Origin of the sequence: Alkaliphilus peptidifermentans DSM 18978 (assembly GCF_900101495.1) — a bacterium.
GTDB lineage: Bacteria > Bacillota > Clostridia > Peptostreptococcales > Natronincolaceae > Alkaliphilus_C > Alkaliphilus_C peptidifermentans.
The window spans coordinates 1-23,455 of the sequence record NZ_FMUS01000040.1 but is presented as its reverse complement, the minus strand read 5'-3'; the positions used below and the strand labels follow the sequence as shown (position 1 = coordinate 23,455).

General features: G+C 33.8%; 19 protein-coding genes, 2 rRNA genes and 1 pseudogene. 20 read left to right on the top strand and 2 right to left on the bottom strand.

All coding sequences use genetic code 11. The features are described from left to right. A 5S ribosomal RNA gene (gene rrf / locus BLP68_RS19870) occupies positions 1-90 on the top strand; the annotation flags it as partial. Between the two features lie 320 nt (positions 91-410). Next, positions 411-572 (top strand): hypothetical protein, encoded by a 162-nt coding sequence (locus BLP68_RS21895; RefSeq protein ID WP_176759127.1) that lies wholly within the window; start codon positions 411-413, stop codon positions 570-572. A 50-nt stretch (positions 573-622) separates the two neighbouring features. On the opposite strand, the gene BLP68_RS19865 is transcribed toward BLP68_RS21895, so the two are convergent. Beyond that, complete coding sequence (locus BLP68_RS19865) at positions 623-1,321, bottom strand: cell wall-active antibiotics response protein (RefSeq protein ID WP_091547356.1); 699 nt, start codon at positions 1,319-1,321, stop codon at positions 623-625. 219 nt (positions 1,322-1,540) lie between these two features. Between BLP68_RS19865 and BLP68_RS19860 the strand changes: the two genes are divergently transcribed. From BLP68_RS19860 to BLP68_RS19840, 5 genes are all read left to right on the top strand, one after another. Then, positions 1,541-1,747: a hypothetical protein gene (locus tag BLP68_RS19860; RefSeq protein WP_091547355.1), complete on the top strand. Its 207-nt coding sequence runs from the start codon at positions 1,541-1,543 to the stop codon at positions 1,745-1,747. 30 nt (positions 1,748-1,777) lie between these two features. Continuing rightward, positions 1,778-2,770 carry a 2-oxoacid:acceptor oxidoreductase family protein gene (locus tag BLP68_RS19855; RefSeq protein ID WP_207647955.1) on the top strand — a complete coding sequence of 331 codons (993 nt, stop codon included), beginning with the start codon at positions 1,778-1,780 and terminating at the stop codon, positions 2,768-2,770. A gap of 15 nt (positions 2,771-2,785) precedes the next feature. Then, positions 2,786-5,065 carry a thiamine pyrophosphate-dependent enzyme gene (locus BLP68_RS19850; protein ID WP_091547352.1) on the top strand — a complete coding sequence of 760 codons (2,280 nt, stop codon included), beginning with the start codon at positions 2,786-2,788 and terminating at the stop codon, positions 5,063-5,065. A gap of 212 nt (positions 5,066-5,277) precedes the next feature. Continuing rightward, positions 5,278-5,751 carry a QueT transporter family protein gene (locus tag BLP68_RS19845; protein WP_091547351.1) on the top strand — a complete coding sequence of 158 codons (474 nt, stop codon included), beginning with the start codon at positions 5,278-5,280 and terminating at the stop codon, positions 5,749-5,751. Between the two features lie 66 nt (positions 5,752-5,817). Beyond that, positions 5,818-6,675, top strand: coding sequence for a DUF4438 domain-containing protein (locus tag BLP68_RS19840; RefSeq protein ID WP_091547349.1), 858 nt, complete (start codon positions 5,818-5,820; stop codon positions 6,673-6,675). A 155-nt stretch (positions 6,676-6,830) separates the two neighbouring features. On the opposite strand, the gene BLP68_RS19835 is transcribed toward BLP68_RS19840, so the two are convergent. Beyond that, positions 6,831-7,817, bottom strand: coding sequence for a D-cysteine desulfhydrase family protein (locus tag BLP68_RS19835; protein WP_207647954.1), 987 nt, complete (start codon positions 7,815-7,817; stop codon positions 6,831-6,833). 336 nt (positions 7,818-8,153) lie between these two features. Between BLP68_RS19835 and BLP68_RS19830 the strand changes: the two genes are divergently transcribed. The 13 genes and pseudogenes from BLP68_RS19830 to BLP68_RS19770 form a co-directional block, all read left to right on the top strand. Continuing rightward, a complete protein-coding gene (locus BLP68_RS19830) occupies positions 8,154-9,323 on the top strand; it encodes a galactokinase (protein ID WP_091547347.1) in 1,170 nt (389 codons plus the stop codon). Positions 9,324-9,358: 35 nt separating this feature from the next. Further along, on the top strand, positions 9,359-10,348 hold the full coding sequence (galE, locus tag BLP68_RS19825; RefSeq protein WP_091547345.1) for a UDP-glucose 4-epimerase GalE: 990 nt from the start codon (positions 9,359-9,361) through the stop codon (positions 10,346-10,348). Between the two features lie 14 nt (positions 10,349-10,362). After that, positions 10,363-11,859, top strand: a complete 1,497-nt coding sequence (galT, locus tag BLP68_RS19820; protein WP_176759126.1) for a UDP-glucose--hexose-1-phosphate uridylyltransferase — start codon at positions 10,363-10,365, stop codon at positions 11,857-11,859. A 239-nt stretch (positions 11,860-12,098) separates the two neighbouring features. Beyond that, a complete protein-coding gene (locus BLP68_RS19815) occupies positions 12,099-13,352 on the top strand; it encodes an ABC transporter substrate-binding protein (protein WP_091547343.1) in 1,254 nt (417 codons plus the stop codon). A gap of 191 nt (positions 13,353-13,543) precedes the next feature. Then, the gene (locus BLP68_RS19810; RefSeq protein ID WP_330389247.1) at positions 13,544-14,482 is read left to right on the top strand and encodes a carbohydrate ABC transporter permease; all 939 of its coding nucleotides are present in this window, start codon (positions 13,544-13,546) and stop codon (positions 14,480-14,482) included. Positions 14,483-14,515: 33 nt separating this feature from the next. After that, the gene (locus BLP68_RS19805) at positions 14,516-15,346 is read left to right on the top strand and encodes a carbohydrate ABC transporter permease (protein ID WP_330389246.1); all 831 of its coding nucleotides are present in this window, start codon (positions 14,516-14,518) and stop codon (positions 15,344-15,346) included. A 15-nt stretch (positions 15,347-15,361) separates the two neighbouring features. Next, positions 15,362-18,415 (top strand): glycoside hydrolase family 2 TIM barrel-domain containing protein, encoded by a 3,054-nt coding sequence (locus BLP68_RS19800; protein WP_091547342.1) that lies wholly within the window; start codon positions 15,362-15,364, stop codon positions 18,413-18,415. Between the two features lie 20 nt (positions 18,416-18,435). Next, positions 18,436-20,217, top strand: a complete 1,782-nt coding sequence (locus BLP68_RS19795) for an amylo-alpha-1,6-glucosidase (protein WP_091547340.1) — start codon at positions 18,436-18,438, stop codon at positions 20,215-20,217. 39 nt (positions 20,218-20,256) lie between these two features. Beyond that, positions 20,257-20,556, top strand: a complete 300-nt coding sequence (locus tag BLP68_RS19790) for a LysO family transporter (RefSeq protein WP_091547339.1) — start codon at positions 20,257-20,259, stop codon at positions 20,554-20,556. After that, positions 20,546-21,145, top strand: a complete 600-nt coding sequence (locus BLP68_RS19785; protein ID WP_091547337.1) for a LysO family transporter — start codon at positions 20,546-20,548, stop codon at positions 21,143-21,145. Before BLP68_RS19790 ends, BLP68_RS19785 begins: the two co-directional genes overlap by 11 nt. A 176-nt stretch (positions 21,146-21,321) precedes the next feature. Beyond that, positions 21,322-22,350: a LacI family DNA-binding transcriptional regulator gene (locus BLP68_RS19780; RefSeq protein ID WP_091547336.1), complete on the top strand. Its 1,029-nt coding sequence runs from the start codon at positions 21,322-21,324 to the stop codon at positions 22,348-22,350. A 248-nt stretch (positions 22,351-22,598) separates the two neighbouring features. Then, positions 22,599-22,715, top strand: a pseudogene (locus BLP68_RS22535) (group II intron maturase-specific domain-containing protein); the annotation flags it as partial. Positions 22,716-23,246: 531 nt separating this feature from the next. After that, positions 23,247-23,455 (top strand): 16S ribosomal RNA (locus BLP68_RS19770); the annotation flags it as partial.

The following is a 23,455-nucleotide window of genomic DNA, read 5'->3' as shown; positions in this document are numbered from 1 at the left end:
CCTGTTCCCATCCCGAACACAGAAGTTAAGCCCTTCAGCGCTGATGGTACTTGGCGGGAAGCTGCCTGGGAGAGTAGGACGTTGCGGTTTAAAAAAAACTTCCTTAAGTATAAGGGAGTTTTTTTATGTCTATAAATAGGGCAGCTTCAACTAATATGTACTTGGCGGGAAGCTTTTTAGCTCAACTACAACTCATTTTTAAATTGTAAAAGTATGAAATGAGTTTTGTATCGCTAACAAAGTGACCAACACAAAAGCAAGCTTTTGGTTGTCTACTCATGGGAGAGTAGGACGTTGCGGTTTAGAAAAACTTCCTTAAGATAAGGGAGTTTTTATTTTTAAGAAGCAGGATTTTTTTAAAGAAAGTAGAAAATATACATTAGGAGTTATTACTAAAGGATGTGATTAAAATGAATGGAAAAATTATAGATATTAACCAATATAGAATAAAAAAAATGAAAAAAAATAAAAGCACAATAAACAATTTAGAGGAAGAAGAAAGAAAAAAAACTTTAAACTTGTTTATTAAAGTATTAGAAACTATGGAAAAAGAATCGTCATTTAAAATGTAAAAAAGCCCTTCTTAATGAATTATTAAGAAAGGGCTTTTTATATATGTATTTTACTTGCTTTTTATATCTATACCACCCATGATGGTACGACAATAGATTTTCAATTGTTTAGAAGAGTTTTCATAAATCTGTTCACTTCTAGTGGAAGATATTATACCTCCAGTAGATCGATCCAATAGTTCTATTCCACCAAGAACAACTGTACCCTGACAATGAACTGTAATATCTTTAGGAACCAATACATCAATGCCGCCCATAACAGCAGTGAAATCAAGTATAGTTTCACCTTCAGGAATATCTGCAATCGTCAAATCCAATTCAATTCCTCCCATTAGAGCTGTATAGGAACCTGCTTCTAACTGCCAAGGTGCATTTTTCCTTTCAATGCCTCCCATTATGGCAAAATTATTTTTACCAACATTATGCTTACCGGTTAAAAGGCTGATTCCAGCTAAAATTATAACTGTTGGCCAAAATAGTCTCCAAAAATAAGATAAGTCAATATAGAACAGTTCTGTATTTCTCCCAAGAAAAACAACACCTAAAAAAATTATAACAATTCCTGATAGCATTTCTCCTTTACTTTCTTTCCTAGAAAGAAAGCTTAATCCCAAAAGAACTAATATGATAGGCCAATAGGTTGAAATTAAACTAGACATATCAAAGCTAGTAATATTCAAATTGTTTAATAAAAATATAATCCCTAAAAAAATAATAAAAATACCGACAATCCATCTTGATCGAAACATTTTTTAATCCTCCCCTAAAAAGTATGTCTATGTATTATATATCACAATTATGCCATTTCTACCATACAAAGAGCAAAAAAATGCAAGGTTTTTTATATAACTTAATAATAATGAAAATGATGTGAATAATCTTCACCTCATTTGATAAATATATTTTTATAAATCGTATCCAAATATTTCCCTAATAATGGCTAAAAAACTATAGAGAGGATTGATTCAATGAATGAATTTTCCAACATATCCATTATTAAAGATTTTGAAGAATCATATAAACAGGGCTACCGTTGCGTATACTATGAAACAGATGAAGCCAATAACTATTTTAACGTTTACTTAAAAAATTTTGAAACAGAAAAAGTTAAGACAATTCAAAGCACAATAGAAGATGGAGAAGTATTCAAACAATATATACGTAGCATTACATAAGAAATTTAAAAAAGTAAAGGAGGAAAAAGTGTGCAAAAAAGTAGTATACCAAAAAAAAATCAGTTTGGATTTTATGAAATTAGACTAGAAAGCATAGGTGGTCTAGGAGCAAATGTAGCAGGTAAGATAATTGCTGAAGCAGGTGTAGTAGGCATGGGATTCAACGGGTCAAATTTTGCAAGCTATGGGTCAGAAAAGAAGGGAACACCCGTCAGCTCATTTATACGCTATTGTGATGAAGATCAACCAATACGAATTAACAGTCCGGTAACAGAGCCTCATTTACTTGGAGTATTTCATGAAAACCTAGCTGCGCGTATACCAATAACTGCTGGAGTTAAACCAGATGCAACGGTTGTTATCAATACTGATAAAGATCCACAAAAAGCAAGAGAATATTTAAGATTAGCTGGAGGCAAGATTTTCACTGTTGATGCAATAAAAATAGCTTATGAAGAAAAAGTAAGAATGAATGTAGTTATGATAGGTGCTATTACAAGGGCTATGGAGTTTGTCGATAAAGAAGTGATGAAGGAGGCAATTAGTGAAACCTTTGGTAAAAAATATCAAAAACAGTTAGAGGCAAACCTTAGGGGGTTTGAGGCAGGCTATAGTCAAGTTGAAGTCATGGAATTTGATGAAGATGGTAGGTTTCCAGTTATATCATTTAAGGAGGTACAAGGTGATTGGGGATATGAAAATGCCCCCATAGGAGGAGTTATAGTAGAAGCTGGAAGTAGTATACTAAAAAACAACCAAACAAGTAGACAAGGGAAAATCCCATTATTTCACCTAGATCGATGTATACACTGCGGTATGTGTGAAACAACATGTCCAGATTATTGTTTTAGCTTTGTAGAAAAGGAAGATTCAAAAACAGGTAAAAATCAAATGTTTAATGAAGGATTAGATTATCAATTCTGTAAGGGTTGTCTAAGATGTGTAGATGTATGCCCTGTTGAAGCTCTAACTGAAGAACTAGAAGCTGAACACGAAATAGATAAAATAACTATAAAACTATAGAAAGAGGGGAAAAAGATGAGAGAACAAGAAGCCGTTTTTAAAAATGGTAATGAAATGGCAGCAATAGCCGCCGCCCATATGGATTTTCATGTAATGGGGTATTTCCCTATAACCCCTTCTACTGGTGTATCGGAGGAATTAAGCTCGTCTAAGGCAGAAGGACTACATAACATAGTCTTAATACCAGGAGACGGAGAACATGGAGCAGCAGGAATTTGCTATGGTGCAGCCTTAGCAGGAGGCAGAGTAATTAATGCTACTTCTGCAAATGGGTTGCTATACGCATTAGAACAGCTTCCTGTGCAGTCAGGTACAAGAACACCAATGGTTTTGAATGTTATAACCAGAACTGTTTCTGGGCCATTAGATATCAAGGGAGATCACAGTGATATAATGTATACCCTAAACACAGGGTGGATTATACTTATGGCCAAAGATCCACAGCGAATTTATGACTTCAATATAGTTGGAACAAAGATTGCTGAGCATGAGGACGTAATGCTACCAGTTATAGTTGGAAGCGATGGATTCTTTACTAGTCATCAAAAAAGAAGAAACTATGTATTCAAAAATAGAGAAAACATCAAAGAGTTTTTAGGAGAATATAAACCTAAATACACTGCAGTAGATCCTGAAAACCCCATCACAATAGGACCATATATGAATGAGCCAGACCTTATTAACAATAAAGTTCAACTAAGTAATGCGATGGATAAAGCATATGAGGTATTACCCAAAATACTAGAAGAGTATGGTAGACTAACAGGAAGGTACTATAACATTTTAGAAACCTATAAAATGGAAGATGCAGAGGCATGTCTTTTTGTTCTTAACTCTTCTTTTGATACAGCTGTGGAGGCAGTCGATATTCTAAGAAAGGAAGGAAAGAAGGTTGGTATTGTATCAACCAATATTTTAAGACCGTGGCCTAAAAAAGAGATTATCGAGATATTTAGAAATGTAAAAGCCTTATGTATAGCTGATAGACAAGAGAGCTATGGTGCAAAGGCTGGTAATATGAGCATAGAGATAAAGGCCACACTTAAGGATGACCCAGAGAACAAAACCCTCATATTCAATCGGATTTACGGTCTAGGAGGCAAGGAGTTTTATGTAGATGATGCGCTAGAACTTTTAAAAGAAACATTAAAAGTATCAGAATCTGGCAAAATAATTAAAGAGTTTGACTATATAGGAGCCTATGAAGGAAATAAGCATTACGAAGAAAAGAAATATGTGAAAGATGTTGTAAGTGACTTTTTTGATAATAAAATTACTGTTGAAAAAAATAAAGAAACAGGTGAATTAATAGTTAAGGGAGTAAATACAAGAAATCTTACAGAAATGCCAAAAAGAATTGCTCCTGGTCATCAGGCTTGCCCTGGTTGTGGAATCTTCCCAAATCTAAATCTACTTACAAAGGGACTAAAGGGATATGTAGTATTTCTATTTCAAACTGGCTGTGCCATGGTTGTTACAACAGGATACCCCTATACAGCTTTTAGATCAACCTATATACATAACCTTTTTCAAAATGGCGCGGCAACATTAAGTGGAGTAGTTGAAATGTTTGAGGAAAGAAAACGGAGAGGTGAAATAGATAAGAATTTAGAGATAAACTTTGTCATGGTCAGTGGTGATGGTGGAATGGATATTGGTATGGGCCCTGTTATAGGGACTGCATTAAGAAACCACAACATGATAATATTTGAATATGACAATGGCGGATATATGAATACTGGATATCAATTATCTTATACAACACCTCATTTAGCGGAGAGTAAAACCTCAATCGTTGGACCATCCTTTGCTGGGAAAAGCACCTTCCAGAAGAAAGGCGGAGTTAGCACCTTTCATAAGGATACCCCAATGATAATGGCAGGAACCCATATTCCATACATAGCAACTGTAGCAGAATCCCATACTGTTGATTTTGTTAAAAAAGCCGCTAAGGCTCAGTATGTTGCAAACAATGAAGGGCTAGCGTATGTTAAAGCAATTTCTGCATGCCCATTAAATTGGAAGAGTCCACCAGAAGAGCAGAGAAGTGTCATTGGAAGAGCTGTGGAAAGCTGTTACTTCCCATTATATGAAGTATATCACGGAATAACTAAGATAACCTATGACCCTGAAAAATCACAGAAAAAAATGCCCGTTTCTAAATTTTATGATAGAATGGGAGTTACAAAGCATTTGTTGACAGAGGAGAACAAAGAAGAACTAGAAAGCATACAAAAGGAAATTGATCGTAGATGGAATAGATTGAAGGCTAGAGATGAACATCCATTACTATAACCTAAAAAGTTTATAATAAAAATGCAAAATAATAAATCTGTTGGAGGTATTCAACGGATTTATTATTTTATATTTTTATTTATTACAAACAGCACTGATTTCTACAACATCCCATTGATTAAGGATTATCATTTCTTGAAGATTTGTGTAATCTTTTATATAATGCTTATAGCTTAACTAATAGAAGGAAAGATAGATGGAGGTAATTTATCATGAAGAAAACACTATTTATTGTTCAAGCATCAGCCATTGCAGCAATATATGCTATACTAACTATTTTGTTTGCGCCATTAAGCTATGGTCAAATTCAGGTGAGAATTTCTGAAGCATTGACAATATTGCCCTTTTTTACACCAGCTGCTATACCAGGCTTATTTGTAGGCTGTATAATTGCTAATATGTTTGGTGGTAATGGAATGATTGACATTGTATTTGGCAGCTTAGCTTCCTTAATAGCTGCATACTTATCCTATAAAGCGTCAAGAAAATGGATTGTCCCGCTTCCTCCTGTTATTATTAATGGAATAATTATCGGCTTTATACTAAACTACCTATATCAACTGCCATTATTAATCTCTATGGTATGGGTTGCCATAGGACAATTAATAGCATGCTATGGGTTGGGATACCCTTTACTACTAACACTAGAAAAATATAAAGATAAAATATTTGTAAAGAAAAATTAATTTGCTGAAGGAATAGGAAAACTAATATAGAAATTTAGAACTACGAAATAAAAAAGGAGGGCTACTATGTTATTAACTAATAAAAGTAAATTAGTTATGCAATCTGTACAAGGAAAAATTCATAATCCTATCGCGTCGTCACCATATCGTATTGGAAGAAATGGATTGGCCCAAGTATTACCTGCAACTGGAGGTATTACATATAATGTTAAGGTAGGAGATTCTTGTATGGGCTGGGTCGGAGATCATATTGAACCTGGAGTAAGTATTAAAAATGATAATTCTTTAGAGAATGGAGCATTAAACTTATTGGCCTGTATAGGAAATGAGGCTAGGGTAATTAGTGGAGAAGCAAAAGGAGCAAAGGGATATGTAACAGGTAAGCACGGAGGAATTGATCATGTATTAATCTATTTTGATGGAGAAGACTTAGAAAAAATGGCTATTAATGATGCAGTTTTAATTAAGTCATATGGGCAAGGTTTAGAAATTGAAGGAATAGAAGAAATAAAATGCATGAATATCGATCCAGTACTATTCGATAATATTGGAGTAATAGAAATTGAAAAAGGAGTAATAGAAGTGCCAGTAGTGACGGAGATACCAGCCTATTTAATGGGCTCAGGTATTGGTGGCAGCACGGCTTTTTCTGGAGATTATGATATTATGACAGGTGACAAATCAGCCAACTTGAAGTTTGGTATAGAAAACCTCAGATTTGGGGACCTAGTTCTTTTAAAGGATTGTGATAATACCTTTGGAAGACAGTATTTAAAAGATTCAGTATCAATAGGTGTGGTTGTTCATAGTGACTGTATAAAATCAGGACACGGACCAGGAATTACAGTAATAATGAGCTGTAACACACCAAAAATAAAGGGAAAGATTAATAAAGAAGCAAATATAGTGAATTATATAAAGTAATTTAAATTGTTCATATAGATAGTAAGGATATATTTAATTAATACAAGGAGTCTATCCCCCAAAATGTGAAAACCTCTTAAATGGTGTAAATAATTACTACCAAATAGGAGGTTTTTTATATATGTACACGTATAAGAGTTGAAAAATCTCAGAAATTAAAACTCAAACATATCTCTTTTGGGGAACAAGCCAAATACTCCTCCAGAGTGAATAAACAAGAGGTTTTTTAACCCTATAAGACTTCCTTTTTTTATCTCTTGGCTTAATCCATACATTGCTTTACCGGTATAGACAGGATCTAAAATTATCCCTTCCATAGCTGAAAAATTATAAATAAAGTCTAATTCTTTTTTATCACTTAAAGCATAGCCTCTACCCACATAGCCATCTATAATTTCTATATCATTCTTTTGATAAAGAAAAGGTTCATTTAAATAGAGGCCACTTTCCTCTAAAATACTAATGACTTTGTTTTTGAAGTATTCTGCATTATCACATACATTGATACCAATGATTCTTTTGCCATACTTATAGAGTGTATTTGCAAGGAATAACCCTCCATATGTACCCCCTGAGCCTACAGCAACAACAATTCCATCAAAAATAATACCCATTTCTTCCTCCTGCTGCTTTATTTCCTCCATGGCTTTAAAATATCCAAAGGTACCGATGCCATTTGAGGCACCTTCAGGAATAATATAGCCTTTACTTCCAGACTTACTTATTTCCCCTCTAATGTTTTCCATAATTTCATTTCTAGCTGTTGCATATTCTTTAGATGAAATTAATATTATTTTAGCTCCCAAAAGCTTATCTAAGAAATAGTTACCTTCTAGTTGAGGGGTCTCATCACTTCTTAATACTAATACCGCCTTCATTCCTAGTCTAGCGGCAACGGCTGCGGTGGCCCTGGCATGGTTTGACTGAATTCCGCCACAAGTTATCAAAGTATCACAGCCACTATCAAGGGCCTCTTTAACAGCATACTCCAACTTTCTTACTTTGTTTCCAGCGATTTCTGTGCCTGTTTGATCATCTCTTTTTATATAGATATTTATGTCCCCTAGATTTTCTGAAAACCTTTCTAGCCTTTCAATTTTTGTAGGTAAATTAGCTAAATTAATACTATCTGGCAATCTCACTAGTCATTTCCCCCTTATTGTATTAAGTTTTATCTATATCATTATTATAACTTTTTATTTAAAAGATTTTACATTAATTTTAAAAATTTCTTTAGTTAAATGAGTTTTATATAAACATTACCTTTAGCGACTCTAGGCAGTTGATCTAGAAGACATAAGGAAAATGCTTCTGTCTAATAACTATAATGAAAAATTTAGATAATATATTCATTAGATTCCGTGAGGAACGATTGACACATTACTAAATGTTTAGTAAATTATATACTATATAATCAATTATTCTTAGGAGTTTAAATTATAAAAAAACCTTAAAAAATACCTTATGAGGAGGTCAATATGGACGTTAAGAGTTTAAAAAAGGAATTTAGGCATGTTTTTTATGGAAATAACAATCATGTACTTTCATTCTTTGCGCCAGGGAGAGTGAATTTGATAGGTGAACATACTGACTATAATGGAGGTTGTGTTTTTCCTTGCGCCTTAAGCTTTGGAACCTATGCAGTTGCAAGTAAAAGACAGGATGATAAGATTAGGCTATACTCAAAAAACTATGAAGGTTTGGGAATTGTTGAAGTAGATATTAATCAATTGGTATATAACAAGGAACATGATTGGGCTAATTATCCTAAAGGTGTGGTTAAAATCTTTAAAGATGCAGGCTATAAGATTTCAACAGGCTTTGATATGCTGTATTTTGGCAACATTCCCAATGGAGCAGGATTATCCTCCAGTGCTTCCATTGAGCTGGTAACAAGTATTTCTCTAAAGGTTCTATTCGATTTAAATATTGATAGACTTGGCATGGTAAAATTATCCCAAAAAGCAGAAAATGAATTCATTGGAGTAAATTGTGGAATTATGGACCAATTTGCATGCGGCATGGGGAAAAAAGATCATGCTATTTTACTGAATACCAATACACTTAAGCACGACTTTGTGCCGTTAATATTAAAGGACATTTCAATAATAATCGCAAATACCAATAAGAGACGTGATTTAGCAGCATCTAAATACAATGAAAGACGTAAAGAAAGCGAAGCTGCATTAAAGGATCTACAGAAAAAGTTAAGTATTAATACATTAGGAGATCTTTCAGAAGAGGAATTCGAGGCAAATAAAAAATTAATTATGAATGAGGTTTATAGGAAGAGAGCTAAACATGCTGTTTACGAAAACCAAAGAACTATTAACGCTGTTGGAGCTTTACAAAATAGAAATATAGAGGAGTTTGGCAAGTTAATCAATGAATCACATATTTCTCTAAAGGATGATTATGAAGTTAGTTGTTTGGAATTAGACATCTTAGTTGAAGCAGCATTAGAGTATGGTTCAATTGGTTCAAGGATGACAGGGGCTGGCTTTGGTGGATGCACTATTAATCTAGTTTATAATAAAAAAATTGAGGAATTCGTTGATAAGGTTGGAAGGAAATATCAAGAGAAAACGGGAGGCAGAGCAGATTTTTATGTAGCTACAATAGGAGATGGGGTTAGACAAATCTTATAATCCAAGTAAGTAAAGATTAAAGGAGGCTAATGATTATGGCTGTTTTAGTATGTGGAGGGGCAGGATATATTGGCTCCCATTGTGTTTACAAATTAATTGACAGGAATGAAGAAGTTATAATAGTTGATAATTTACAGACCGGACATTTAGGAGCAATTCATAGTAATGCAAGGTTTTATCAAGGAGACATTAGAGATAAGGAATTTCTACAGAGGGTATTTAATGAAAATGAAATAGATGCAGTTATGCACTTTGCAGCCAATTCATTGGTAGGTGTAAGTATGAAGGAACCCTTAGAGTATTACAACAACAATGTATATGGCACTCAGATACTGCTGGAAACAATGAAAAACCATAAAGTAGATAAAATTGTGTTTTCTTCTACTGCCGCAGTATATGGAGAACCAGTAAACATTCCTATTATTGAACGCGACAGAACAGAGCCTACTAATCCATATGGTGAAACTAAATTAACAGTTGAAAAAATGCTGAAATGGGCAAGTCAAGCCTATGATATGGGATATATCTCTCTTAGATATTTCAATGTAGCTGGAGCTCACCAGAATGCTCATATTGGAGAAGATCATAGTCCAGAAACTCATTTAATCCCTTTAATTTTGTCTGTAGCCTTGAACAAACGTCCCAATATCATGGTTTTTGGGGACGACTATGATACTCCAGATGGAACCTGTATTAGGGATTATATTCATGTAATGGATTTGGTGGAGGCCCATATTCTAGCGTTAAACAAATTGCGTCAGGTAAAAGAAAGGACTGTATATAATTTAGGAAATGGAGAGGGTTTTTCTGTAAAGGAAGTAATTGAAGCAGCAAGAGAAGTAACAGAACATCCAATACCAATTGTAATTGAGAATAGAAGATTAGGGGATCCCTCAATACTAATTGCTTCAAGCGAAAGAGCCAAAGAAGAAATTGGATGGAAGCCAACATATACTAAAATAGAGGACATAATTGAATCAGCTTGGAAGTGGCATAAAAATAATCCCAACGGATTCAAAAGATAGAGGTGGAACGAATTATGAATATTTATAAGGAAATAAAGCGTCTTGTAAATTATGGAATTAGGAATAATCTAGTAGAAGAAGCGGATGCTTTCTATAGGATTAATAAAATATTAGAAGTGCTGGATATAGATGATTTTGTAGATGTAGATATAGAGGAAGAAGTGCTTGATAATCCTCAGCCTATCCTAGACAATTTATTAGATTATGCATTTATAGAAAAAAAATTAATGGATAATACATCCGTAAATAGAGATTTACTAGACACAAAGTTGATGGACTGTATTATGCCGCTACCTAGTCAAGTAATTAGTAAATTCTATGAGGATTACAATGTAGCACCAACTATGGCAACAGAGAATTACTATAAAATATCTTTGGCATCAAATTATATCAGACAGGAGAGAATAAAAAAAGATATTAGCTGGGAAATCAACACTGAATATGGGAGTCTAGATATTACGATTAATCTCTCTAAACCAGAAAAGGATCCTAAAGCTATTGCAATGGCAAAAGAAGAGAAATCAATGGGCTACCCAAAATGTTTATTGTGTAGAGAGAATGAAGGTTATAGAGGGAGGATAAATCATCCTGCAAGACAAAATCATCGAATTATACCATTAACACTGAATAATGAGAAATGGTATTATCAGTTTTCTCCCTATGTGTATTATAATCAGCATGCTATCATTTTTAAAGGAGAACATGAGCCTATGAAGATATGTAGGGATACATTTACAAGGCTCTTAGAATTTGTAGAAAAGTTTCCCCACTATTTTATAGGCGCAAATGCAGATTTACCAATTGTAGGAGGGTCCATCTTATCCCATGATCATTTTCAAGGAGGAAATCACAGATTTCCAATGGAAAAAGCACCATTACTGATGTCAATAAAAATAAAAGGCTTTGATGATGTAGAGACAGGTATAGTTAAATGGCCTCTTTCAGTAATTCGCATAAGAAGCAAGAGCATAAATAGACTAATAGACCTTAGTGAGGTTATTTTAGATGGATGGAGAAATTATTGCGATAGGGAGGTAGACATAATTCCCTGCACAAAAGATGAACCCCATAACACTATTACACCAATTGCACGGTTTAAAGACAATAAATTTGAAATAGACTTAGTGTTAAGGAATAATAGAACTAATGAAAAGCATCCCTTAGGAATTTTCCACCCCCACAGTGATTTGCATCATATTAAAAAGGAAAATATTGGGCTTATTGAAGTGATGGGTTTGGCTGTTTTACCCTCAAGATTAAAAAGAGAATTATCCATAATTAAGGAGTGCCTACAGGGTTCTAGCTTTTTTAATGAGTGTGAAGGCATGGAAAACTATGAAAAGTGGTTTATGTATCTGAAGGAAAAGTACTGTAACCCAAATAATAATTTTGAGGATATTTTAAAATATGAGGTAGGTAAAATTTTCGAGAGAATATTATTAGATGCAGGTGTATTTAAGCAGAGTGAAATAGGAATTAATGCTTTTAAGGATTTTCTTAATTCCATATAAAAAATCAAAAGCCTCCTATAATTAGAAAATAACTATTGTAGGAGGCTTTGAATTGTTGACAATAAGCCATTTCAAACAAAAAAATTATTTTTAGTAAACAATTTAGTAAATATTATCTTTACATCAGGTAAATGTTTTAGTAAAATAATAATAAGAATTATAAGAAAATTAAACTAAATGGAATAATTTAAATTAGAAAAGATTATTTATTTGTTCCATTACCAAAAAGGGGGATCATTATGAAAAAAGGGTTTTTGTTTTTATTAATTGTTATGATAACGATTGCAGCTGTAGGTTGTGGCAAAAGCAAAAAAAATGTAATTAGATTCGCAACCTGGGATAGTGCAGAAGTACTTGAAGTACAGAGGGATATTGCAAAGCGTTTTGAGGAGCTTAATCCAGGTGTTAAAGTTCAAGTTGAAGCCTATGCTGATGGTTACTCTCAAAAGTTAGCTGCTGGATTTGGAGCAAAAAACCCACCAGATGTTATGTACATGTGGGATTTCCCAACATATAGCGCATCGTTAGAATCCCTTAACCAGTATATGGAAGAAGACCAGTCCTTTAAAGCAATATTGGCTGATCTATTTCCAGGTATAATCAACTATAGCACAATAGATAACCAAATTTATGGCTTGCCAGTAGGCTATACATCTCATGTTATCTACTACAATAAAGCTATATTCGATGAAGCAGGCATTCCTTATCCCACAAATGATTGGACATGGGATGAATTTAGAGAGATAGCAAGAAAAGTATCAGATCCATCAGTGGGACGTTATGGCTTTGCAGTACCTACGCAACCAGATCCCTATGACTTTGAACAATTCCTATGGACCGATGGTACCGCCTACATTGCGCCTGATGGTTCTACAGTTGATGGATATCTAAATTCAGAAGCAACAATAAATAGAATGCAGTTTTTTGCTGACATGATCAAGGAAGGATCTGCCTTAGGAGCTCAAGAGAGCATAAGTAGGGCCTTTAGAGGTGGAAATGTTGTAATCCAAGAAAGTGGTATTTGGCCATTGGCAGCTCATATAGAAGCTATTGGAGAGGAAAATCTAGGAATAGTGGGTCTTCCAAGAGCCAGTAAAACTGTACCTGCCAGTAGTGTAATTAATTCATCGGCAATTAGTATGGCAAAGGATGCCAAAAATAAGGAGCTTGCATGGGAATTCATCAAGTTCTATTCTTCTCCAGAGGCTGTTAAGATGAGGGCAAAAACAGACTTGCCAGTATTAAAAAGCGTTGCAGATGAATTAGGCTATAATGAAGATCCATTTTATGCTCCATTCTACCAAATGCTAGAAACAGCCGAAAATAATACACCAGCTTTTTTATTACATCCTCAATACAGTAGAATAGCTGAAGAGATTTCAAATGCAATAGAAAAGATATTTGTTGATACCATAAATGGAGAAACCGTTAATGTTAGAGAGATTTTAAACTATGCAGTTGAAGAAAGCAAACAATATTTCACTGATAAATAGATAGCTGGAGAAATTGTATAATTCATTCTTACTTAATTAACAACTATGTCAGTATACGATTTCAATAGATATAAGAGGCGTAGTTTTTAGATAAAGCGATTGTATAATTATGGGTTGTGTAGGGTCAATTCATTTAATTATTCAATTATAAAAAACTACGTTTCTTATTTAAATGAAAGTGAGGATAATATATGAAAGCAAATGTCATTAGATTAAAGCATATGATTAATCTAAAAAAGTCCAACAGTGGAGTAAAAAAATCATATGTTCCATATCTGTTTATTTTACCATGGATTGCAGGTTTTTTATTTTTTACAATAGGGCCATTAATATTTTCACTAATAATGAGCTTTTTTGACTGGCCTATTGTTGGGGATGTAAAATTCATTGGTTTTAGTAATTATATACGTGCCTTTACTTCAGACAAAATGTTTTATCATAGTATGGGTGTTACATTTAAATTTGCACTAATATTTGTGCCATTGTACATTTTGATAGCTTTAAGCCTTGCTTTACTACTTAATAATGAAGTAAAGGGAAAGTCAGCATTTAAAACAATTTTTTACTTACCCTCAGTTATTTCTGGAGTAGCAGTTTCAATGATATGGATATGGATTTTTGATGTAAATTATGGAGTGATTAATTATTTACTATCACTTGTTAATATTACTGGCCCCAATTGGTTGGGTGATCCTAAATGGGCAATTTTCGCTATGGTTATAGCCAGCTTATGGGGACAGGGAACAATGGTACTTATTTTTCTTGCTGCACTAAAGGATATACCAAAGGAGTACTATGAAGCAGCCAGTATTGATGGAGCGGGAGCTATAGGCAGATTTTTTAAGATTACTTTACCTTTAATTACTCCTGCAATATTATTTAACCTAATAATGACGATTATTTCTGCTTTTCAGCAATTAACTCTGGCATTGGTTATGACAAAGGGAGGGCCCTCCAATTCAACTTATTTCTATGCAATGCATGTATATAATAATGCTTTTAAACATTTTGAAATGGGATACGCTTCTGCCAATGCCTGGATAATGTTCGTACTAATATTAACCCTTACACTTTTAGTTTTTAAATCATCATCAGCATGGGTTTATTACGAGTCTGATGGAAAGAAATAGCTAATATTTCATAATTAATCAGGAGGAATTAAAATGAATAAAATGAGTTGGCCGAAAAAAATATTCATTTACAGTTTTTTAGTCTTTTTTAGCACACTGTTTTTATTTCCATATTTTTGGACTATTACATCAGCTTTTAAAAGTGCTTCAGAATTAAATGCCTATCCACCTGTATGGATTCCAACAAAATGGCATTTTGAAAATTTTTATAATGCTTGGACATCTCAACCCTTCACACGATATCTTATTAACTCAGTTATTATTGTTATTGGGACAACTATGGGTCAAGTAGTATCATGCTCATTGGTTGCCTATGGCTTTGCACGTTTCAAATTTAAAGGAAGAGACACTTTGTTTATAATACTCTTAGCTACCATGATGATTCCATGGGATGTTACCATGATACCTTTATACATGCAGTTTAACTTTCTAGGATGGATAAATACATTAAAGCCCTTAATCATTCCTTCGTGGTTTGGTTCACCATTTTATATTTTTATGCTGCGTCAATTTTTAATGGGTATACCTAAAGATATTGAAGAAGCGGCAATGATAGATGGTGCAAATCCTTTTCAAATTTATCTTAGGATTATCATGCCTCTGATAAAACCAGCCTTGGTATTGATAGGGGTATTCAATACACTTGCTGTATGGAACGACTACTTAGGACCATTAATATTCCTTAATGATAATGCAAAGTACACACTGACCTTAGGGTTAGCACAATTCAAAGGGATAGGTGGAGATATTAAAATGGCGGCGATTATGGCTGTAACAACAATAATTTGTATACCCCCTACTATTGCCTTCTTTTTTGCACAAAAGCAAATTGTAGATGGCATTACACAAACAGGCATAAAATAGCAAGGAGCTGATAAAATGATAGAAAAAGATTGGCAATCACTAACAATATTACAACGAAACAGATTACCTGAAAGAGCTTACTTTCAAAGGAAGGATCATAATGTAAGTAATATAGATTTGAGTGGTATGTGGCGCTTTAAATGGATGGATGCACCAAATAGAATTGATCCTGAGTTTTGGAATCCTTTGTTTGATGATAAAGCTTGGGATATGATCAAAGTTCCTTCCTGTTGGCAAGTGGAAGGCTATGGACAAATGCATTATACAGATGTATATTATCAGTTTCCAATAAACCCTCCATATGTTCCGGCCCTTAACCCAACGGGATTTTATAGAAGAAAGCTACATCTTGATAACATAACCATTGGAAAAAGAGTTGTAATAAGATTCCATGGAGTAGATAGTGCCTTTCACCTTGCTATAAATGGAGTAGAGATAGGCTACAGTCAAGGAAGTCGAATGATTAGTGAGTTTGACATAACAAATGTAATAAAATCTGGCGACAATACTATAGCCATTGCAGTTTATCAATGGTGTGATGGAACCTACCTTGAAGATCAAGATATGTGGTGGCTAAGTGGAATCTTTAGAGAGGTAGAGCTGGTAATTACAGATAAAGTAAGCATTTGGGATGTAAAACTTAAAACAGAATTAAATGAAAATTATACTATTGGGATATTAAAGGGCAGCTATGAAATAGAAAACAAGTATGATTACCAATTAAAAAATATACAGTTGAAGATAATTTTAAAAGAAGGCGAAAAGTTAATAAGTAGTTTTGAAACAGAAAAAATCAACATAGAGAGCTTAAGTAAAGACACTTTTGAATGTAAGCAAATAATTAATAATCCCCATTTATGGAATGCAGAAAATCCATATCTTTATGATTTATCTATAGAACTATACGCTGAAGATCAACTAATTGAAACAATTATTGAACAAGTAGGATTTAGACGGGTGGAAATCATAAATCAACAGATATGTGTAAATGGCATTCCTATTATATTTAAAGGTGTTAACCGACATGACTTTAACTGTGATACCGGGCGAGTAGTAACTATACAGGATATGATAGATGATATTGTTTTGATGAAGGCTCATAATATAAATGCAGTTAGAACAGCCCATTATCCTAATCACCCACTATTTTATCGACTGTGTGATGAATATGGACTATTTGTTATAGATGAAGCAGATATTGAATGTCATGGATTTGAACTGACCAATCGCTATGATTGGATTACTGATGACCCAAGATGGGAAGCTGCATTTATTGATCGTGGCAAAAGACTTGTTGCTAGAGATATAAATAGACCATCTGTAATAATGTGGTCACTGGGTAATGAATCCAGCTTTGGCCGTAATTTTATAAAAATGGCAGAAGTAATTAGAAGTATGGACAAAGACAGATTGATCCATTATGAAGGAGATAGAGCTACCGAAGCCTCAGATGTGTACAGCACAATGTACTCCACCATTGAAATGCTTGAAGCAATTGGAAGTGATACTGATCTTACAAAGCCGCATGTTTTATGTGAATATGCCCATGCAATGGGAAATGGACCAGGGGGGCTATGGGATTATCAGAAAACCTTTGAGGCCTACACCAGATTACATGGAGGCTTCATATGGGAATGGATTGATCATGGAATTAGAAGATACGATAAAAATGGAAAGGCTACATATCTCTATGGAGGCGACTTCGGCGACTTCCCGCATAATAGCAACTTTAATATGGATGGTCTGTTATTTCCTGATAGAACTCCATCTCCTGCAATGATGGAAGTAAAAAAGGTTTTTCAGCCAATAAAATTTTATCAAGTAGATGATTTACCTAAAGTAAAAATAAAAAATTGCTACATTTATAGTACATTAAGTCACCTTACGTTTAACTGGACCATTAGTGTTATGGGGCAAAAATGTCAGGAAGGCACATTTCAGCAATTACACCTAAAGCCAGGAGAAGAAGCAGAAATAGAAATACCTATTAATATAGAAGAATTGAAAGTTGAAGCAACAAAATCTATGAATATAGTTGCTGGAGTACCAGGTATAGTAATAGATATAGAAGCCAGATTAAGAGAAAAAACAAAATGGGCCTCTGAAATGCATGTAATAGCCTGGGAGCAATTTTCACTAGATGCCTACTTTAATAGTATATATACAGTCACCAAGCAACAAAGAAGTTATGATGCAGTTAAAACTAAAACAGTTGAAGCCTTCGATAAACTAACGGTTTATGCCAACAATAGTACAATTGCATTTGATACTGTTACTGGTAAGCTATTGACCTACAAAATTAATGATGTAGTATTAATAGAAAAAGGACCAGAAATCAATTTTTGGCGAGCTCCCATTGATAATGATATGTATATAAAAGAAGACTGGCTAAATAAATATTATATACATTTAATGAAGGCTGCACCAACCTCTGTAAAGTGGTGGAATAATGAAAAGGGTGTTACTGTGGAGGTAGAAGAAATCATAGGAGCCCCTAATCAAGCATGGCATTATAAGACAAAATTAATCTATAAAATAACTGATGATGGCAGCATTATAACAAAAGTACAGGGAACTCTCTTTGATCCACTTAGAATAATGAAGACAATGCTACCTCGAATAGGAGTTACTATAAATGTAAACAAAGACTTGGCTGCAGTCACCTGGTACGGGAAAGGTCCCCATGAGACATACCCTGACAGTGAAACATCTGGGCGGTATGGTTTATATAAAATGAAGGTTGAGGATCTACTAACAAACTACCCATACCCACAGGAAAATGGGAATCGAAGTAAAGTAGCTTGGTTAAGCTTATCAGATAAAAAAAACGACATAGAATTTTTAGGAGAGCAGCCTCTTAATTTTAGTGCTCATTATTATACACAAGAAGATTTTCAAAATGCAAAACATTCTAGTGAGCTAATAGAAAAACCATTTGTTCGGGTAAATATAGATTATAAGCATAATGGCCTGGGAAGTAACAGCTGTGGGCCCCTTCAATTGCCAAAGCATAGATTAAACCCAATTAATTTCAACTATGGCTTTACAATAAAGGGACTTTCCTTATAGGCTTAAAAATAGGAGGTAATATGATAGATAGAGAGATTGTAGACTTAAAAACAATTCCATTTAGTAGATTCGGCACTTTTTTTGTAATATCCTTATATGAGGAGGCTGAAGAAAAAGCTCTATACTTAAGAGATATCCGAGGAGGAGATGCTTCACTAGGAAAGCAGTTTCGTATAGAATTCCTTGAACCCATCAATAATCAAGAAGGTAGCTTAGAATGGAAGCTAATTAATATTGATGATCTTAAAATAAAGGGGACAGAGATCTCTTTAGAGGTAACAAGAAAGTGTAATAAGAATAAAGTATCAGATGGGATTGAAGATAATCAACAACATATGTACTTTTGTTTTGAGGATGAAGATACCCTAAGAATTGAGGGTGTCAACATGGCAATTAGAATGAAATACCTTCATAAAAAATATGATAATATCTATGAAATAAAAAAAGACAACTGGGAATTATGCAGCTATTCAAAGGAGCTAAGATTTGGCATTTGGAGATTACAGGGGGAGTTAAATGTAGATGCCCCTTGGGAAAGTATAGGAAATACCAAAATTGAAATAACAGCATTTGGAAAGAAAGAAGAACCCTTTGACATAGCAATAGAAAGCTACAAGGTTATAGCAAAGAGCAGAAATTCATTTCCACCATTAAAGGATATTATGGAAAAAAACAAAAAAGAATATGATGACTGGTATAAAAAAATAGGAGATGTACCTGCCTATTATGAAAAGGGAAAGCATTATGCTTCCTATCTTACTTGGACAAACTTCGTTAAGCCAGAAGGGTTATTAAAGTATCCAGCCATGTATATGACTAAAAATTGGATGACAAATGTCTGGAGCTGGGATAATTGCTTTGGTGCAATTTTTCTTGCCCATTCTCACCCAGAGTTAGCCTATGGTCAATTTATGATGTTTTCAAATAATCAGCATGAAAGTGGAGCATATCCAGACTATATTAATGATACCTATGCATCCTACAGCTCTGCTAAACCTCCTATATATGGATGGACATATGATTACTTAATGAAACTTAATAGCTATTTTAGTAAACCCTCTAGACTTATGGAAGTTTATGAAACTGTAGCCAAGCAGACAAGTTTTTGGCTAGATAATCGACAAAGCTATATGGGATTACCATATTATGCCCATGGCAATGATTCTGGATGGGATAATGGAACAATTTTTGCTCTGGGGATTCCAGTGGTTGCTCCAGACTTAGCGGCTTTCCTAATATATCAGACAGATTTTCTAAGTAGAGTAGCCTTGAAGCTTAATATGAAAAAGGAAGCAGAAGGATGGCTATGTAAATCTCAATCTCTACTTAACAATCTAGAGAACACCCTTTGGAGGGGCGATAGATTTGCTGCATACAACTTAAGCTTAAAAAAATGGGTTGATACCGGTGATAGCCTGCAGCTGTTTTTACCAGTAATATTGGGCAAAAGATTAAAACCTTCAATTCGAGAAAAATTAATTGACGGATTAAAAGATGAAAATCGCTTCAATGCTCCCTTTGGATTAGCTACTGAGGCATTATCAAGTGACTTAATTAAGTATAATGGATATTGGCGTGGTCCGGTGTGGGCTCCTGTGATGCTAATTTTTATTGAAAGCTTAAAAAGACAGGGAGAAGATTCTTTTGCAAATGAATTAACTAAGAAATTTCTCGAAGCTCCACTATCAAATGGGATGGCAGAAAACTTCGACCCAATAACTGGTGAAGGGTTAGTTGACCCTGCCTTTGCATGGACTTCTGCTGTATTTATGATTTTGCTGACCGATAAAAATGATATTTAACTTTATCGTCAGTTCAATAGCTTAGGAGGATACGTAATTATGAACATACTATTATATTTGTTGATACTAGTAGTAGGAGCATTTATAGGTTATAAAAATCTCTTGAAATCTAGCCTATTAAACAAGGTAGGTATAATGCAGAATTGTGCCCTGTTATTTTTGCTATTCATTATGGGTGTAAAAATTGGTATAGATAAAGAAATAGTATATTCCTTTGGAACAATAGGAGTCCAAGGAGTAGTATTGGCTTTTTTCACCATAGTATTTAGTATTTTAGGAGTCAAATCAGTTTCTTGGATGATCCTTAAAACGGAGGTGAAGACTGAAAATGACCATTAAAATATTAGTAGCTGTTTTTATAGGAATTTTTACTGGCTTTTTTATGTTTCCTACAGATTTATTAAATCATATAGACTTATTAATAAATTTTGGATTATGTTTATTATTACTTTTTGTTGGAATAGACATAGGAAGGCAAAAAGATGTGTTTAGCAAGATTAAAACTATGGGATTAAAAATACTATGGGTGCCTATAATGATTGGTATTGGAAGCATCTTGGGAGCTATGGTTGGAGGCTTATTTCTTAATATACCCTATAATGAAGCTGGTGCAATTGGAGCTGGCTTTGGATGGTATTCTCTTTCAGCAATTGAATTGTCTAAGCATAGTTCACAGCTGGGGACATTGGCTTTTGTAACAAACATATCTAGAGAAGTTATTGCTTTAGCGTGTATACCCATAGTAGCTAAATACATTGGAAAGTTTGAAGCCATTGCTCCAGCAGGTGCAACAGCTATGGATACAACTCTTCCAATTATATCCAGGTCAACGGATGCAAGTGTTGCTATAGTCTCTTTTATAACAGGTGTTATGTTATCCTCATTGGTACCAATTCTAGTACCGTTGATGATGGCAGTAAATTTTTAAGAAGTTCAGAGAACATTACCGCCAATGCGCAGCTGTTTGACAAATTTAGAAATATTATAGTAAGCTATTAATAAAATATTTAAAATCTTTAGTCTATATTATAATATATAACTACAAGACTTGATTAATATTAAATAAAGTTACCTAAATAAGATTATGGAAAAGGTGATTGCAAAATGACAACTATCAAAGATATAGCTGATAAAGCCGGCGTTTCACCGGCGACGGTATCAAGAGTTTTAAACGGAGACAAAAATATTAGTGTAAGAGAAGAGACTAGAAAAAAAATATATGAAGCAGCAGAAGAATTAGAATATATACCCTTTGTTCAAAAATATAACGAACGAATATATAAAAATTTAGATATGAGGGTTTTAGTTGTATGTTCGTATACAGAAGAAATAGAAGTAAAAGATCCCTATTATTTATCTATACGATATGGAATTGAAACGGAATGTAGAAAAAACAATATTCAAATTACAAAGACATATAGAGTTGATAATAACTTGGCGTTACAGGCAGTAAAATTGAACAATCATCTAGATGGCATTATAGCTATTGGAAATTTTACTGAAGGGGAAATTAATACCCTCGTTAATATATCTAGCAATATCATATTTGTTGATACATCACCAGATGAAACAAAGTATGATGCTATTCTAGTGAACTTGAAAAAGGCAATAATTTCAATGGTAGAGTATCTACTTAGCAGAGGAGTAGAAACAATAGGCTATGTTGGAGGAAGAGATGTGGTTGTTGAAGGAGACTCAATAGACACTAGAGAGTATGCCTTTAAGGAATACATGAAGCAATTAGGCCTATATAATGAAAAACATGTAGTTATCGGTGAGTTTTGTATAGAAAATGCATATGAAATAATGCTCAATTTTATTAAGAATAGCCACGATTTGCCTCAAGCTTTTATTGTAGCAAATGATTCAATGGCCATAGGGGTTATGAAGGCTTTGAGAGAGCATAACATAAAAATACCAGATGATGTATCGATTATTAGTATTAATGATATTCCAACAGCCAAATTCACATTCCCTCCATTAACTACAATAAAAATACATTCTTCAAATATGGGTAGTTTAGCTATAAATCATTTACTGTATAAAATCACAAACAATCATACAATACCAGTAAAAATCTATGTAGCAACTAGGCTTATTGAGAGAGAAAGTGTTGCAAATAAAAACATATAAAATAATTATCTATAGTTAAATGAAGTTAAAAAAAGGGAAAAGATATTATAATCATTTCCCTTTTTACTTGTGGGCCTAGCACGAGTGCGAAACTACTGGTGAAAGTCCAGCACGGGGATTTTAGTGCCAATTGTTGACCAAGTGCAAGGTAGACCTAGTGAAGGAATTACTAGGGTTTTCATTTTACTTCAGCAAAAATGGTGGCCAAGTAAGAATACATGAAAGTTATTTAAAGAGATTTAAGGACAAGATTAAATGAAATCACAGTCGGTTGGATTAACTACTTTAGTATAGCTAAGGTTAAATCAATAATAAGAAGCCTCGAAGAAGGGACAAGACGAAGACTAATGGTTTGTATATGGTAACAATGGAGCTCACATTCTAATTATATTATGTATAAATTATTAGATATTAACTTAAACTAAATTTAGATTAATACCCATCACCGCTTGAATTTTGTCATAAATTAAAAACATAAGCATATAAACTTCTATAAGTATTTATTACATATTAATGTAGGAAATATAAAGGAAGAATATAACAACTAAAATATAGTTGACTTACGGGTATAGGGATGGTATAGTAGTAAAAGTCGCCTCTAGGGGCGGCAACAAACAATACTAGCAAAAGAAAAAATTATTAATAAAAAAGTGGTTGACATAATGTGAAAAAGAGTATATATTATATAAGCGGCTTTAAAAACAACAAGATTCAACAAATTAAAGCAGCGAAAAAACACTTGACACATTAAGCACAAAAATGATATAATAGTTAAGCTGTCACTTGGCAGTGATTGAAATAAAAACTTTGAAATTACAGGTCTTTGAAAACTAAACAGTATAGATATTAAGCCAGCAAAAAAAAACACATCTTTTAAAAAGATGTACCCAGAAATTTTGATTAAGAGTTTGATCCTGGCTCAGGATGAACGCTGGCGGCGTGCCTAACACATGCAAGTCGAGCGATTCAAATGTTCAACACTGAGTATTCGGTGGCACTCATTGAGTATTGAGTGTTGAACATTTGAATAGCGGCGGACGGGTGAGTAACGCGTGGGCAACCTACCCTGTACAGAGGGACAACAACGGGAAACCGTTGCTAATAC